14 protein-coding genes and 1 tRNA gene are annotated in these 14097 nt (G+C 48.3%); 2 read left to right on the top strand and 13 right to left on the bottom strand.

What is annotated here, in order from left to right; all coding sequences use genetic code 11:
• Positions 1 to 5: 5 nt before the first annotated feature.
• The 5 genes from G544_RS0109760 to G544_RS0109740 all read right to left on the bottom strand — a co-directional run bounded on the left by G544_RS0109760 (position 6) and on the right by G544_RS0109740 (position 5769).
• Positions 6 to 947 carry a fimbrial protein gene (locus G544_RS0109760; RefSeq protein WP_027274426.1) on the bottom strand — a complete coding sequence of 314 codons (942 nt, stop codon included), beginning with the start codon at positions 945 to 947 and terminating at the stop codon, positions 6 to 8.
• Positions 944 to 3436, bottom strand: coding sequence for a fimbria/pilus outer membrane usher protein (locus tag G544_RS0109755; RefSeq protein ID WP_027274425.1), 2493 nt, complete (start codon positions 3434 to 3436; stop codon positions 944 to 946). Before G544_RS0109755 ends, G544_RS0109760 begins: the two co-directional genes overlap by 4 nt.
• A 17-nt stretch (positions 3437 to 3453) precedes the next feature.
• Positions 3454 to 4155, bottom strand: a complete 702-nt coding sequence (locus G544_RS0109750) for a fimbrial biogenesis chaperone (protein WP_245614567.1) — start codon at positions 4153 to 4155, stop codon at positions 3454 to 3456.
• 106 nt (positions 4156 to 4261) lie between these two features.
• The gene (locus tag G544_RS0109745; RefSeq protein ID WP_027274423.1) at positions 4262 to 4783 is read right to left on the bottom strand and encodes a fimbrial protein; all 522 of its coding nucleotides are present in this window, start codon (positions 4781 to 4783) and stop codon (positions 4262 to 4264) included.
• A 395-nt stretch (positions 4784 to 5178) separates the two neighbouring features.
• Positions 5179 to 5769 (bottom strand): tyrosine-type DNA invertase, encoded by a 591-nt coding sequence (locus tag G544_RS0109740; protein ID WP_027274422.1) that lies wholly within the window; start codon positions 5767 to 5769, stop codon positions 5179 to 5181.
• Between the two features lie 386 nt (positions 5770 to 6155).
• On the opposite strand from G544_RS0109740, the gene G544_RS0109735 reads away from it, so the two are divergent.
• Positions 6156 to 6232 (top strand) — tRNA-Pro (locus G544_RS0109735).
• Positions 6233 to 7339: 1107 nt separating this feature from the next.
• Here G544_RS0109735 and G544_RS0109730 read toward each other — a convergent pair.
• The 3 genes from G544_RS0109730 to G544_RS0109720 all read right to left on the bottom strand — a co-directional run bounded on the left by G544_RS0109730 (position 7340) and on the right by G544_RS0109720 (position 10376).
• A complete protein-coding gene (locus G544_RS0109730) occupies positions 7340 to 8011 on the bottom strand; it encodes a hypothetical protein (protein ID WP_027274421.1) in 672 nt (223 codons plus the stop codon).
• Between the two features lie 192 nt (positions 8012 to 8203).
• A complete protein-coding gene (locus G544_RS0109725; protein ID WP_027274420.1) occupies positions 8204 to 9307 on the bottom strand; it encodes a cobalamin-independent methionine synthase II family protein in 1104 nt (367 codons plus the stop codon).
• A 175-nt stretch (positions 9308 to 9482) separates the two neighbouring features.
• The gene (locus G544_RS0109720; RefSeq protein WP_027274419.1) at positions 9483 to 10376 is read right to left on the bottom strand and encodes a LysR family transcriptional regulator; all 894 of its coding nucleotides are present in this window, start codon (positions 10374 to 10376) and stop codon (positions 9483 to 9485) included.
• A gap of 87 nt (positions 10377 to 10463) precedes the next feature.
• On the opposite strand from G544_RS0109720, the gene G544_RS0109715 reads away from it, so the two are divergent.
• Entirely contained in the window at positions 10464 to 11243 is a 780-nt protein-coding gene (locus G544_RS0109715) for an NAD(P)H-dependent oxidoreductase (RefSeq protein ID WP_027274418.1), read from the top strand.
• 78 nt (positions 11244 to 11321) lie between these two features.
• Here the strand turns inward: G544_RS0109715 and G544_RS21710 are convergent, their stop codons facing one another.
• The 5 genes from G544_RS21710 to G544_RS0109690 all read right to left on the bottom strand — a co-directional run bounded on the left by G544_RS21710 (position 11322) and on the right by G544_RS0109690 (position 13923).
• Positions 11322 to 11480 (bottom strand): DUF1328 domain-containing protein, encoded by a 159-nt coding sequence (locus tag G544_RS21710; RefSeq protein ID WP_027274417.1) that lies wholly within the window; start codon positions 11478 to 11480, stop codon positions 11322 to 11324.
• 129 nt (positions 11481 to 11609) lie between these two features.
• Positions 11610 to 11807, bottom strand: a complete 198-nt coding sequence (locus tag G544_RS0109705) for a CsbD family protein (protein ID WP_027274416.1) — start codon at positions 11805 to 11807, stop codon at positions 11610 to 11612.
• 23 nt (positions 11808 to 11830) lie between these two features.
• Entirely contained in the window at positions 11831 to 12196 is a 366-nt protein-coding gene (locus G544_RS21310; protein WP_051155675.1) for a BON domain-containing protein, read from the bottom strand.
• 17 nt (positions 12197 to 12213) lie between these two features.
• Positions 12214 to 12360 (bottom strand): hypothetical protein, encoded by a 147-nt coding sequence (locus tag G544_RS22165; protein WP_154656329.1) that lies wholly within the window; start codon positions 12358 to 12360, stop codon positions 12214 to 12216.
• 240 nt (positions 12361 to 12600) lie between these two features.
• Entirely contained in the window at positions 12601 to 13923 is a 1323-nt protein-coding gene (locus tag G544_RS0109690) for a sigma-54 interaction domain-containing protein (protein WP_027274415.1), read from the bottom strand.
• Positions 13924 to 14097: the final 174 nt, after the last annotated feature.

Here is a 14097-nt window from a genome sequence, read left to right as displayed (position 1 = left end):
GCGCACTATTTATAGCTCAGCGTAAACGTTGCCGTTCCGTTGGCATTACCGGGAATAATGTTTGCTTCGGTTTGGCAATAGCGAGCTTTCAACTTAACGATCTCCTGGCCGCCATATAGAGACTGGTAATAGAAAGTTTCCTGACTAAATACAACCGGCTTATTATCCGGCCGATAGTAGAGCTGTATACCTATGCCGCCGGCTTTCATATCTCCAGGCTGTTCATCAATCGCCAAAACGCCCGGCAGGCCGGACCGATCGGCTATCGCATCAATTCTTACGTTGATACGCGCGTCTTTATTGCAATCCAACATAATATTGACGTCTTGCCAGACGGTCCCGCTACCGATACCGCTGAACTCGCTTTTATTACGTTGACCTAAAGGAACGTTGACGGCAGGCGTCGTAACGCTACAGGCTACTGACGTAATATTGTTGACGCCCGTCAGGTGCAAATCGGCAAAATAAAACTGATTTGCAACAGAGGCTCGCGCCAACCGGCCTGAGTCCAATGCACCTCCTGTTATATCTCCGATTTTTATCAATTCCGCTTTTATACCGTTGCCAGTAAGTATGACGTATTCATTTGCATAGAAAGCTTCATCGTAAGGCAATACAAAACCGGATGCCGTATTTGTCAACCGAATTCCAACGCCAGGAAGATTGGTAAGATAAATCTTATTACCAAGATCGCTCAACATAGGCCATTGAGATCGTTCCCATCGATACGTCCAGTCCGTTGTACAGCCCGCCATCGTTTTTCCACCGTTATAGTCCCCTGTAACGACGCTCGCAATAGTGCTGCCAATAGGCATATCGCGTTGTACGATGACATTTCCAAAAGAGATGGTTTTTATAAAATCGCCTCCTTTATAACAACTGGCATGGACGTTAGATAAAAAGCCCAACAAAATAATAAACATACCTAGTTGTCTTAGATGCTTCATCGCTGGCATTCCTGTCTAATTGTAGTAACCGAAGCGCCCTCCTCCAGATCCGGCAATCGATAGAACACGGTACACTGCGGCTCGCCATTCCAAGAAACAATGACATCCCCCTCATCCGGCACGCCCATCAGATATACCAGCCCATCCTCTCCGACGATGCCGCTCCCCCCGTTGTCTAATGTAGCTAACGAACCAAACGGTAGCGGCCTGCCGCTTTCGCTCAACGTCATCAGCACGCGGCGCCCAACCCGCGTATTAAAATCGGCCAACACAACCGCGCCCCGAGTCGGCGTTACGGTACGCACAGCCGTATCTACATCAACATCATCACCAAACGTATCTGAATCTAATCCAATACGATTTTTCTGATAGGGATTGAGGTAGGGAATGACGGTGTATCCTCGCCAGTCGGTATAAATACCGGTACCATTTTGAAGCCGCACGCCGCTAGCGCCCGGCGCTCTGACAACGGCAATCGACTCCCCTAGAGGCTGGGAAAGCGTCAGACCGTACTGATGAAGCACCATTCCCCCCTTCACGCCATAGGTGACCTGATTTCCACCTTCGTCATAGTTATAGCCGCCGGAGAGTTCACCATAGGTTCCTTTATAATTAAGGCTTGCGTTACCCGAATAGCCGCCGCCCTGATTAGCGTAGCTTTGCTGAATGCCATAGCTGAGGCGATCCCCCTCCAGAAGCAGCCCGTTAATCCCGATCTGGTGATTAACCTTTCCGCCTTTGCTGGCGTTTGCGCTGTAGTTTGCCCAAACGTTGGATGTATGGCCGCCAAGCGGGACCTGGATGGAAAATGCCAAACGCTGGTCGTCTCCCCGAATGCCTCCCGGATTATCGCTATAGCTATAGGTGAGGCTGTAGTTGATATTCCTCCACACGCTGCTCCAACCGGTACTTATCGTGCGCTCATAGCCGTCGAGGTTCCAATAGTTCTGCTGATAGCCGGAAATATAGAATGAGCCAAGATCGCCCAGGTTCTGGCTGATATCCAACTGAAATTTTTGCCGCTTGTGGGCAATCGATTGCCAGCTATTTAAACCGTTAATCGAAGAACTGTTAGCCTCTTGAAAGGTATAAAACCCGGAGGTGGAGTAGCGGTAAGCGGCCAGCGTAAAGGTCGTTCCCGTACTGCGAACGTCTTTAGAGTACTGAAACCGGTATGACTGACCGCGCCGTGACTGATTATTATTTATTGTGCTTCGGGCAACGGTCATATCCGTAGAAACAGATCCCAAGGTCCTCAGGTTAAATCCAAGCCCCGTGACGCCGGAGCGATAGTCTTCAGAATAGAGTGCGCCGCCGTAGCCCGTGACGCCCTTAGGCAGACCGTAAATCGCCGTCGCCTGAGTAAAATTAGGCTCAGCGCTCCCTGAGACGGAATCGCGATATTTCCCGGCGGTGAGCGCATACTTCAATCTCCCTTCTCTCTGCATGATAGGAACGGCGGAAAAAGGCTGGACGAAGGAGCGCTCGCTGCCGTCCGACTCCTCAATCGTCACCGTTAGGTCCCCGCTACCGGAAGTAGGATAAAGATCGTTAATCTCAAATGCGCCCGGCGCCACATAGGTTTGATAAATAACGTAGCCATTTTGCCTAACGCTCACCTTCGCATTGGACTGTGCAATACCGCGAACGACGGGAGCGAAACCGCGCAGGCTGTCCGGCAGCATGTTATCGTCAGACGCCAGCTGTGCGCCGCGAAACTGTATGCTGTCAAAAACGTCCGAAGGCGTATAGCCGTCCCCGAGCGTCAACTGCCCCTTAAGCGACTTAACGTCGCGCTGAAGATAAGTGTTAATTGAATCCCAGCGTCCACCGTCTCTCGACGCGTAATTCCAGGTCGAATAGTTACGCAGGCGCCAGCTACCCGCATTCAAGCCGCTTTGCAAATTAAGGAAGTAGTCATCCTGAGCGTTTTTTTCATCGTCCCGTCGCGTCCGTGAACCGTTGAACATATAGCTTACGACCGCAGCGGGTATGCCTTCATCCCACTGCGTTGGGTCAACCCATCCACGCGCGTGAGAACGGATAGCCGCCTGCGGAATGCTGACGTCCAACCTCAGTGAATTAAAGTTAAAGCTGCTGCTCGACATAGGAATATATCGGCCAAGATCCTCAATCGCGCCGTTTTTAGGAAGCGCGCTTAGCTCTGGAAATGCGTCAATCCTTACTCCCCATTGAGACAGCATCTCTGGCGTTATCAGGGCCGTCAGCCCGTTTTTGCCAGCGATAAAATCAACGTCCTGTTCGCTGTCCAGAGGTTCGCCGTTAACGAAAATGGAAACGCGATAGGTTCCGGGCATCTGGCCCATATCCTCAGAAAAATACGACAGGTCGACCACGGACTGTTCTTCACGGTCAATTTCCAACGCGCTCATGTTAAAAATCTCGCGCGCATCGCACTCTTCCGTCAACGCCAGGGAGAATGAAAACAGCAGCAGCAAACGCTCTCGTCGTAAAAAGAAACGGTCCATATTCTTTCCTTACGTCCCTATAGTTGACGATGTTCTTCTCGGCTGATGCCACCATAATCGTTAATAGTCTGCCAACTGACCGTCGAAACGCGGCCGCCAGGCGGCGTAAAATATATGTGGCTTTTAGGCGGCAGCATGTCCGCCTCTTTAATTTCTACTCCATTTACTTTTAAAGAAAAAAACGTAACGAAATAGGGCGTCGGGTTTTCAATTCGGAGCTTTTTTCCCTCAGAGAAAACGTTTAATTGGCGATAGGCGCTTGTCGGCTCGCCGGAAAGCCCGTCAGGACGATAAAACATTTTCAACCTTGACTTAACGACTACCTGTAGGACGTTTACCGAATTGCTCTCCGTCATAGCGGGAATTGCTTTGACGCTTAGCCAGAATAGCGATTCTCTGTCTTGCGGCAGCTCGCCGCCGGTGCGGATTATACGCAGCTGATTTTCTTCACCTGCGTTGATACGAAAAAGCGGAGGGGTGACGATAAACGGCGCTTTTCTATTAGCATCCCCATCTTCAATCCAACTTTGGATTAAATAGACGTCGTTTCCCTTCAGGTTGCTTATTGAAACGCCTGTTTCTTTTTTATTCCCAGGATAAATAACTCGCGTCCCGCCAATGGCTATATCCGCACGGACCTGGGCGATAAAAAATGTCAGCAGAATCAGCGAAACGGAACAAATAACCAAACGGCGTAAAATGGAAATGCGAAGTATCACTTTTTGCTCCAGATGGTATTACGGATAATCCTTGCTATGACGCATTTCAAACACGGGATGAGTCAAAGATAAGAAAGGACCTAAAACGCACCCCGAGGAAACAAAATTACTTGTAGACGATAGTAAACTGCGAAGTTCCGTCCGCAGGGCCCGTGGTTACTACAGGGCCGGTAGAAACGTACCGTGCAACGAATTTCAACGTATTAGCGCCCTGAACTAGGGTAAATTCTGGCGATGCCGTATACAGCGCAATAGGATTGTTATTCACATCAGAAATTTCAATGCCAACACCCGTTGCAACGCCATCCACACCGTTTAACGCCAGCAGGCTTTGATCCGAACCGGTAGCCTTACCGTCAAACTTTACGGTGGCCGCTTTTGCCGTTTCCGGACAGCCGCTCAACCCAATCTGAAAGCTTGTTGGTGATGACTTCATACCGGAGGCGCCGTGAAGCGACGCTTTAGACACGTTCCCCAACGGAACGTTAAGACTTTTAGAGCCACTATCGATGGTGCACGTTTTATCGGTAATTGAACCGGTAAAATTGATCGTACCATCGGAAGCTTGAACTGCACTGCATAATGAACCGGCGGCGATAGCTATTCCCAATAACACTTTCTTATCCATGACATCTCCTTAGACTTCACTTTCCTCACATAAAAGCGACCGGGCTACGCCCGATTCGCCCACAATCATATCGCGGCCAATTGTTTAAATAATAAGCAGCAAACAACCCCTTTAGGACCAAAGTGGAAAGAGGGGAATATTCGCCGGAATTAGAGGAACATACAGAGTGAAAAGAGGATTTTTTACGAACGCGTGGAGGATAGCTTCAAAAAAAGGATAACCAAAAGAGAGGGAGCGTATGGACTGGCAACATTACTTTTGTATTATTGCCAGTTCATACTGGTTGGAGAAAGCGTTTATTTCTATTAATCCATTTATATTTCATAATGATATCCATATTTGGAAAGTTTTATAACAAAATTATTTGACTCATATTAATTTCTAAGTAAACTATACTACAACTTGGTCCTATTTGTAACATTTTCACCTACCTTCCCTCCCCACACATTCACAAATCTCTGTGTATTGATGGCGGTATACAGCACAGTATGTCGGATATTTTTATGCCCCAAATAGTCCTGTATCAGGCGCGTATCCTTTCCCAAATCAGCCAGCGCAAATCCGCACCCGTGCCGAAGCATGTGTGGATGAGGGCGAACGCTGATATTCGTTTCCGAACCATATTGAACTAACAGCCTACGTACCTGCTGTCGCGTCAACGGCCCCCCTTTTTGAGATAAAAACAACCAATCTGAATCTGCATCTCTCCATCCTCGCCGAACGTTAAGCCAACGAAGCAGCCCTTGGATCTCATCATCAAACAGCGGATGCATCGTCGACAGGCTGTTTTTAAGCCGTCGAATGAAGATAGCACGTCCGTCCAGATCGATATCCGACAGCTTTAAACCACACAGTTCGCTGACCCTAAGCCCGTGGATAAAACACATCTTAATCAGGCAGTAGTCTCTCTCAAAATGCTTTCCCTGCTCCGTCGCCAGAAGAATCTGCTCAACCTCATGACGAGTCAGATGTTTTCTCTGCTTCATTAAGCTTCCTCCAAAAAATAGACCAGAGTAATTCCCCTTCGCTGATGCTTTACCCAAGCGGCGAAGCAGAAGAGAATAGCATGCTACATGTAAATTTTAGCAACACATTACGTCACATATAAACAAATTAAATAATTTACTTTGTAAAGTATTTGCAGGAAAGTCCATAGCTTTGAAATACAAGGCGCTACGGGAATTTGTCAAAATACGTAAAAAGAGGTAGGAAACCCGTTGCCTATCGTTCCGGTTGGTCAAAAACCAATCCGGACGAGTGTAAAACGCAGAAAGCGTACCAAGATTTGTGCAATAACTGATTAAAACAAAAGCAAACGCGCTTTTACGCTCTTGCATTAACGCAAATAAAGGGTAGTATTAGCCCACTAGTTCGGCACGTAGCGCAGCCTGGTAGCGCACCGTCATGGGGTGTCGGGGGTCGGAGGTTCAAATCCTCTCGTGCCGACCAAATTTCCCCAAAAAATCAGCCCAATGCGGCTGATTTTTTTTGTTCTGAGTTTGGTAGTGGTGAAACTATGGTAAAAAGATGGCGAAACCGTCTAATTCATCATTAACCAGATCTAGCCATCTACGACAGCCAACTTTACAAGTCTAAAAAATGGCGGCTCAAATGTGGATCGTTTCTGTCTTCTACACTTTCTCACTCACTTCAAGCTTACGCATGCACTCAAATGCGATCTCATACAACTGAGCTCTTGAGAAACTACCTCGGCGGATATACAGCGGTATCCGCGATAAAACATCTTGTTCAGATTGCAGATGACCGCCTTGTTCTTTTAAATTTAATTGCGTTGCTTTTCTTTTTACTCAGTAAATTAACACAAATAAAGTGAAAAAATCTAACCACTCAGAAATGAAATCACACTGTTTTATAGAATCAATAAAGAATATAATAAGCGACCTTAATTTAATAGATTCATTACGCGTAGAATAAAAATGCTTTTACCTAGTAAAAATATAGTATATGAAGAAAAAACACACTAATAGGACTTGTTGACCCCCTAAAAATAGTACATTCCTTTTTGACTAATTTTCTTTTATTTTTATACCAAAGAACAGACCAGTCACAGAACTAGAAATAGCGGTTGCTACTATACCGATGCTAGTTCCTGTGAATTTCAAACCGTAATGTAAGCTCTAAAAAACACCACCATTAATAGTGATAATTAAGAAATTCAAAAGACACTTATTAACAAAAATATTATTAAATTTTACTTAGAAAGGACATATGTCCTTTTTTATGATGGCACTCTGCATCCCGGTGATGCATTGAGACGGTATTCTGACAAAGTTAAATCAAATAACCATTTACTTTTATGACGATTTATCAGCCAATAGCATATTGCCCAAAGTATCACTGGTACATCCTCATCGGTCACCACAAGTATTAGTGTAACATCATAGAAAGGATAGAAATAATCTGTTAGTGGGAGATTGGAGTAAAGTGATACTACGTCAAAAGTAGTACACATTTAAGAGGGCATAAAAACGATAGAGGCGGCCAATATTGGCCGCCAGTTATATTTTATAGTCGTTTAACTAAATGTCAGTTTGATTAGTTAAAATTACCAAGTAATTTATATGTTATGCTTTGATTCGTAGCTTCAATAACTTCAAGACGAGCGCCTTTATAGCCAATTAACCTTGACGCAGATAAATCATACTCGACATCATTATTAAAGGCCGGTCTAGCCATATTATTAGATAACTCCCTATAACCAATATTAATTTTATTACCAACCCTACCGTTATAGAGTAATGTTTGTTGAAAGCTACTATCACTAGAAACCGATAGTGATATTTTTTCAAATGGCATATTGTCTGCACATGTAGAAATATTAAAAGCAGTAATGACACAAAGAGTTTTTGTATCTTTTTTTACCATTACAGCCTGCCATGGATCAGCAAGAAATGACTTATCAATAATAGCCGAATCAGCACCACCAGTTGGCAAGTAGAACTCACTGTTTTCATCTTCACCTCTCTTAGCCAAAAAGCCAGGCATAATGCTATAAGCCATCCCAATTTTAGCCAAAGCAGTAACTTTTATTCCCTCATATTGACTTACCGTCCCCTGCCTCACCAATTCATCACCAACAAAAGCCGTATTAACACTACCTACGGATGGTTTACTGACAAACTCAGTTTTTGGAACATAATTGTATGTAGGGGATGTACATCCAGTTAAAAGAACTGATACCAAACAGCCAAAAACTATCTTTTTCATTTTTATGCCCTTTTTAAGTTTGTCTCCCCATCATATCAACAAGAACTTAGGCAATCACCTGTCAGAACTAACAGAGGTACCAATACGCCGCATTTTAAGTAACTACGCGGCTCTGATTACAGAGCCGCGATTGCAGGGATCGAGTAAATAGCGCGATTTACGTCTTTTCGCCTTCTATCAAAAAAGACCTTCTCACCACACTTCAGCGGCGACCTCGGCCACCAGCCGTACCTTCTGCCACTGCTGTTCTTCGCTCAGCGAGTTTCCCTCTTCCGTTGAGGCAAAGCCGCACTGAGGGCTTAAGCAAATTTGGCTCAGAGGGACATACTGCGATGCCTCCCTTAGTCGGGCCTTAATGCTCTGCGGATTTTCCAGCTCGCCGTTTTTTGTCGTAATCAGGCCCAGGACAACCTGCTGCTTTCCCGGTCGAATAAAGCGCAGCGGCGAGAAGTCACCGGAGCGATCGTTATCGTATTCAAGGAAGAAAGCGTCGACGTTAACCGTACCGAACAGCACTTCCGCCACCGGCTCATAGCCGCCTTCGGAGATCCAGCGCGAACGGAAATTACCGCGGCAAACGTGCAAACCTACCGTAAGATCTTCCGGCTTTCCCTCCAGCGCCTTATTCAGCACGCGGGCGTAAATTCGGGTCAACTCGTCCGGATCTTCCCCCCTTGCACGAACCTCAGCCCGCTGTTCTTCGGAGCACAGGTAAGCCCAAACGGTATCATCCAACTGCAGGTAACGACAGCCCGCATCATAAAATGCGCGGATCGCATCTCGCCACGTCGTTGCCAAATCATCAAAATAGTCGCTCAGGTCGGGGTAAACCGAACGATCGATAGCCGCAGAGCCGCCACGAAAGTGCAGCACGCTGGGGCTGGGAATGGTCATTTTGGGCTGGGCGTTGCCGCTGACGCTTTTCAGAAAGAGAAAGTCCTTCAGCATCGGGTGGTTACCAAATGCGACCTTGCCGGTTATCCGCACGCTTTGGGCCTTGGTCTGAACGCCCTTAAACTGAATGCCGCGTTCGGCACCGTATAGCTCTACGCCCTCCAGGCCAGCAAAGAAATCAAGATGCCACCACGCGCGGCGAAACTCGCCGTCGGTTACCACGTGAAGGCCGCAGGCGCACTGCTTTTCAACCGAAATCCGAATAGCGTCATCCTCAACTTGGCGCAGCGCTGCGGCGTCAATTTCTCCGCGGGCAAACCGTTCACGGGCCTCTTTTATCGCGTCCGGTCTCAGAAAACTGCCGACGATGTCGGCGCGGTAGGGGGCGGTATGTCGCTGCATGAGCTATCTCCATTTGATTCACAATTTAACATAGACGGCTAAACGTCTGGATAGCTAATTATTGACATGCAGGCCACTGTCTGGCAAATGAGGAAATTTCACGGGGCATGAAAAAAATTCATGTTGCTGAATTTTTCCAATCGCTTAGAGAAGCAAAAGGCCTTAAAACCAAGGGTTAAACCACACCGGCAATAAACTCTCTCAGCCACTGGTGTGCAGGATCCCTGTGCAAACGTTCATGCCACAGCATCAGCATTTCCATAGGGGGAACCTCAACCGGCGGCTCATAGGTTACAAGGTTTGGGATATCCGCAGCTAATCGGGAAGGCAGCATCGCGACCAGGTCGGTTTTCATCAGGATGGGAACCAAAAACATAAAGTGCGGCACCGACAGCACGACGCGTCGGGATGTCCCGATTGCAGCCAACGCCCTGTCCGTCTCGCCATAAAAGCCGCCGCCATCGGGCGAAACGATAACGTGTTCCAACGAGCAAAACTGCTCGACGGACGGCGCTGCCGTAAGCAAAGGATGAGCGGCCCGGCAGGCAAGCACGTAGCGTTCGGTAAACAACTTTCGGCTTCTCAGGCCCGGCGGCGCGTCGTTTCGAGTGTGAAACGCCAGATCGATATCCCCCTGCTCCACCAGCCGGGAGATTTTCTCGGGCACGTTCTCAAATACCGCCAGCCGAGTTCCCGGCGCTTTACGACGAAGCGCGCCCAGCACCGGGAGCAATATCGTCATTTCACTATAGTCTGACGCCATAACGCGCCATTCGTGGGACGAATTCATGGGGTTAAATTCATCGGGCGGAGAAACAGCCTGCGTTAGCGCTAAAAGCGCCTGTTCCAGCGGTTTTTGAAGCGCCTCGGCTCTGGCGGTAGGACGCATTCCCCTGGCGGCGGGCAGCAGTAGAGGATCGTTCATATACTCCCGAAGCTTAGCCAACTGAACGCTTACCGAAGGCTGGGACAGGTTTAATCGCCGCGCCGCGCGCGAGACGTTCTTTTCTTTTAACAAAACGTCCAGCGTTATCAGCAGGTTAAGATCCAGCCTCATCAAATTAACCATAGCTATATCAAATATATTAATTATCAATTTTTACTATACATAGTCATCCCCTATTCTGCGATAGACATTTACACGGAGATGCTATTAATGAACATACTTTTGGTTTACGCCCACCCGGAACCCACTTCTCTTAACGGTTCACTCAAAGAGTTCACCGTCAACAGGTTAGAAAAATCAGGACACCGCGTTCAGGTATCCGATCTTTACGCCATGAAGTGGAAGTCCGCTCTCGATGCCGACGATTTTCCGCACAGAGATAAAACCGCCCCCTTTCACCCGTCGCTGGATTCCCAAAAGGCCTTTGAGCAAGGAACACAGAGTGTGGATATCGCCAAAGAGCAGAAAAAGCTCCTGTGGGCCGATGCGCTTATTCTCCAGTTTCCTCTATGGTGGTACTCCATGCCCGCCATACTTAAAGGCTGGATAGACAGGGTTTATGCCTATGGCTTTGCTTACGGCGTTGGCGAGCATTCTGATACGCACTGGGGTGACCGCTTTGGCGACGGCGTTATGAAGGGAAAGCGTGCCATGTTGCTCGTCACCGTCGGCGGCTGGGAACCCCACTACAGCGCCAGAGGCATTAATGGCCCTATGGACGACCTCCTGTTTCCCATACACCACGGCGTTCTTTGGTATCCGGGATTCGACGTTCTCCCTCCGTCGGTTATCTATCGGACGGGAAAAATGGACCAAAAAAGAATGGCCCATATTCAGGACGAACTGGGCCAAAAGCTGGATAATTTATGGAACATACCCCCCATCGCATTTCGGCGACAAAACGATGGGGACTACGTCATTCCCAGCTTAACCTTAAGTGCCAACATCATGCCAGAGCAATCCGGGTTCTCGATACATATCGACGCCTAGGCCAATCCCACGCAGCTATCAAAAATCGGGGCGTTCGGCTTTTTGCTTAAGCCCCTTGATAGCCAAGCAAATCGGAAATCAGCGCCGCAGCCCCGCAAATAGCGCGACGACAAACAGGGCGAGGAAGACAAAAAAGAGAATCTTTGCAATCCCCACCGCCCCGGCGGCGATGCCGCCAAAGCCAAACGCGGCGGCAATCAGGGCAATGACAAAAAACAGCAGGGCGTAATAAAGCATATGAATTCCCCCGTAATATCCACTCTGCACAAGATCAAGTGATACGTCGTGATGAAACGTCGCCTAGAGAAAGGCAATAAGCACAGCGGTTTATTGCCCTCCTCTTTGCTCACCGAAGAGAGACGCGTACTAGTTACGCGTTTCCCACTCTTTAATCTGCTTTTCGGCCTCGTCTTTAGAGATGCCGTAACTTTCCTGTATTCTTCCGACCAGCTGCTCCCGCCGCCCGGCAATTTGGTCAAGCTCGTCGTCGGTCAGCTTTCCCCACTTCTCCTTAACGGCACCCTTCAACTGTTTCCAGTTGCCTTCCACAATATCCCAGTTCATAGATTACCCTCTGTAACCGCTCGCTATGGTTGAATGGTGACGGCGTTATTAAATGATTCAACGCCCTTTACGCCACTTACGGCGCGCCCTATTGCCTCTTTATCGCGCACGCTTTTCACGGTCCCTGTAACGATGACGTTGCCATTATGGCTGTCAACGTTGAGCTTCAACGTTTTCAGACCCGCCTCACCGGCCAATGCGCTTTTCACTTTGGCCGTCAGCCCGGCGTCGTCAATAAAGCTATCGTCGCTATTTTTCTTCGTCTCTTTCGTCGTCTGAGCGCTTTCGCCGAACGGATTCTTTTCCGACTCGGCAGCCTGTACCCACAGGACGAAGCCGGAAAAAAATACTACCGCCAGCACGTTAGATACTACGTTTATCGTTTTCATCGCTGCCTCCATCCGCCTCACGGCTTTTCCCGTTTTTTATCGTTGTACGCCTCTTCCTTCTCCCGCGGCTGAGCACCCATTTCGTCGTCTCTCCTTCTCTCTTTCTCATCCTGAAACGTCTCGTTTTGACAATCTTCAGGCACCGGCCTTTTTGTCTGAGTCATGGTTTCCTCCTCAAATAAGCCTAATAAATAGAATCAATTCATCACGGCATCGTTTTCAAAAACGCCGCCGCGCCTCTACCATTAAGCAACGGGCGTGCCAACGCGTAAGGAGAAGGCATATCCAAAAGGATATTTGCGTATCACGCTATTTATTAAGGGAAAACAAAAAAGAGCTATTTAAGGGGAAAAACAAAGCTCAGCGAGAAAGGAACGCGCTTTTTACCGATCTTCCGGTAAATTTTACCGACGTTCGCCGCCGTCAGGCCCAGTACCATATTTTTTTAAGCGGTTGTAGAGCGTCTTGAGGCTCACCCCCAGCGCCGCAGCGGTTTTCTCTCTGTGCCCGTGAAAACGTTCAAGCGTCGTAAAAATAAGCTCTCGCTCGGCGTCAATCAGCAGGCGCTTGTCCGGCTCCTGAAAAGCCTGTACCCGCCACTCGCTACCGATGCTATCGCCGCGGCTCATGATAAATCCACGCTGTACCGCGTTACGCAGTTCACGAACGTTACCTGGCCAGTCATAGTCACACATTTGAATAATCGTGGAGGGCAGAAAGCGCTTCGTGCGCCCTTCCCGCTTACAAACCTGCTGAAGAAAATGCTCTGCCAAAATCGGTATATCTTCACGCCGTTCGCGCAGCGGGGGCAGTTGAATGGGGAAAACGTTCAGGCGGTAATACAGATCCTCCCGCAGCTTCCCTGAAGCGACCGCCTTTTCAGGCTGTGCGTTCGTCGCGGCGATAATGCGCGCATCAACGTCGCGAAGGCCGGACGAACCGACGCGCATAAAGCTTCCCGTTTCCAGCACCCGTAGAAACTTTACCTGCAGCTCGCTCGACATCTCCGTCACTTCGTCCAGAAAAAGCGTTCCGCCATTGGCCTGCTCAAACAACCCCCGGCGCAGAGAGTCCGCGCCGGTAAAGCTTCCCTTTTCGTGGCCAAACAGTTCGCTTTCTACCAACTGTGCAGAGATTGCGCCACAGTTTATCGGAATAAAGCCCTGCTGAGCGCGAGCGCTCAAGGTGTGAATAGTCTGGGCAACCTGCTCTTTACCCGTACCGCTTTCGCCAACGATAAGGACCGTCGCATTCGTTGGCGCAACGCAGGCAATTTGTTCATAGACGTGACGCATCAGCGGGGAGCGCCCATAAAGCGAGCCGAAGCGATCGCACGTCCTAATCTTCGCGGCGCCGTTTCTAGCCCTATCGGCCGATCTTGCCGTACGTTTGACCTGAGACAGCAGGCCTCGCAGCTGCTGTTCACCCACTGCCTCAATGCGGTTCTCAGGGCCGTTAATATGTATCGCTCTCAGCGTTGACCCGGTAGCAGCATGATCCGTAAGCATAATAACGCTGGCGCTTCTCAGCAAAGAAAAGTCAATGTGCTGGCCGTGCAGCATATTCATATCAAAAAATATGACAGACGGGCATTCTCGCTTGATGCATCGTTCGACGTCACAAACGTTCTTCACAACGCATATCGAAAGCCCCTCATGGGCGACCAGAGGAGTGATTTTTCCAGAAAAAACGGAACGGCTTTCTTTCACGATAAGGACATCAGGCATGTTTATACCTCCGTTTAAGTGATTCTATCCCCCTAAAAAATTTGAAAAATTCTATTTAACAAAGTAATGCATAATACAAAGCAAATTAGTAACGCATTGCAACTATGAGTTTATGTAATTTTCCCAATATCCGCAAAAATGAGTAATAAAGGACGTTTGCCTTATTTTTCGGCT

The organism is Leminorella grimontii ATCC 33999 = DSM 5078, assembly GCF_000439085.1.
Classification (GTDB): domain Bacteria; phylum Pseudomonadota; class Gammaproteobacteria; order Enterobacterales; family Enterobacteriaceae; genus Leminorella; species Leminorella grimontii.
Note: the sequence above shows the minus strand (reverse complement) of the source record. Positions and strands in the feature narration are given on the sequence as shown.

Bases quoted from the DNA above. Each gene is read 5' to 3' on its own strand.
- G544_RS0109715 (WP_027274418.1), top strand. From the start codon at position 10,464: ATGAACATACTTTTGGTTTACGCCCACCCGGAACCCACTTCTCTTAAC.
- G544_RS0109740 (WP_027274422.1), bottom strand. From the start codon at position 5,769: ATGAAGCAGAGAAAACATCTGACTCGTCATGAGGTTGAGCAGATTCTT.
- G544_RS21710 (WP_027274417.1), bottom strand. From the start codon at position 11,480: ATGCTTTATTACGCCCTGCTGTTTTTTGTCATTGCCCTGATTGCCGCC.
- G544_RS21310 (WP_051155675.1), bottom strand. From the start codon at position 12,196: ATGAAAACGATAAACGTAGTATCTAACGTGCTGGCGGTAGTATTTTTT.
- G544_RS22165 (WP_154656329.1), bottom strand. From the start codon at position 12,360: ATGACTCAGACAAAAAGGCCGGTGCCTGAAGATTGTCAAAACGAGACG.
- G544_RS0109725 (WP_027274420.1), bottom strand. From the start codon at position 9,307: ATGCAGCGACATACCGCCCCCTACCGCGCCGACATCGTCGGCAGTTTT.
- G544_RS0109745 (WP_027274423.1), bottom strand. From the start codon at position 4,783: ATGGATAAGAAAGTGTTATTGGGAATAGCTATCGCCGCCGGTTCATTA.
- G544_RS0109690 (WP_027274415.1), bottom strand. From the start codon at position 13,923: ATGCCTGATGTCCTTATCGTGAAAGAAAGCCGTTCCGTTTTTTCTGGA.
- G544_RS0109760 (WP_027274426.1), bottom strand. From the start codon at position 947: ATGAAGCATCTAAGACAACTAGGTATGTTTATTATTTTGTTGGGCTTT.
- G544_RS0109720 (WP_027274419.1), bottom strand. From the start codon at position 10,376: ATGGTTAATTTGATGAGGCTGGATCTTAACCTGCTGATAACGCTGGAC.
- G544_RS0109730 (WP_027274421.1), bottom strand. From the start codon at position 8,011: ATGAAAAAGATAGTTTTTGGCTGTTTGGTATCAGTTCTTTTAACTGGA.
- G544_RS0109705 (WP_027274416.1), bottom strand. From the start codon at position 11,807: ATGAACTGGGATATTGTGGAAGGCAACTGGAAACAGTTGAAGGGTGCC.
- G544_RS0109755 (WP_027274425.1), bottom strand. From the start codon at position 3,436: ATGGACCGTTTCTTTTTACGACGAGAGCGTTTGCTGCTGCTGTTTTCA.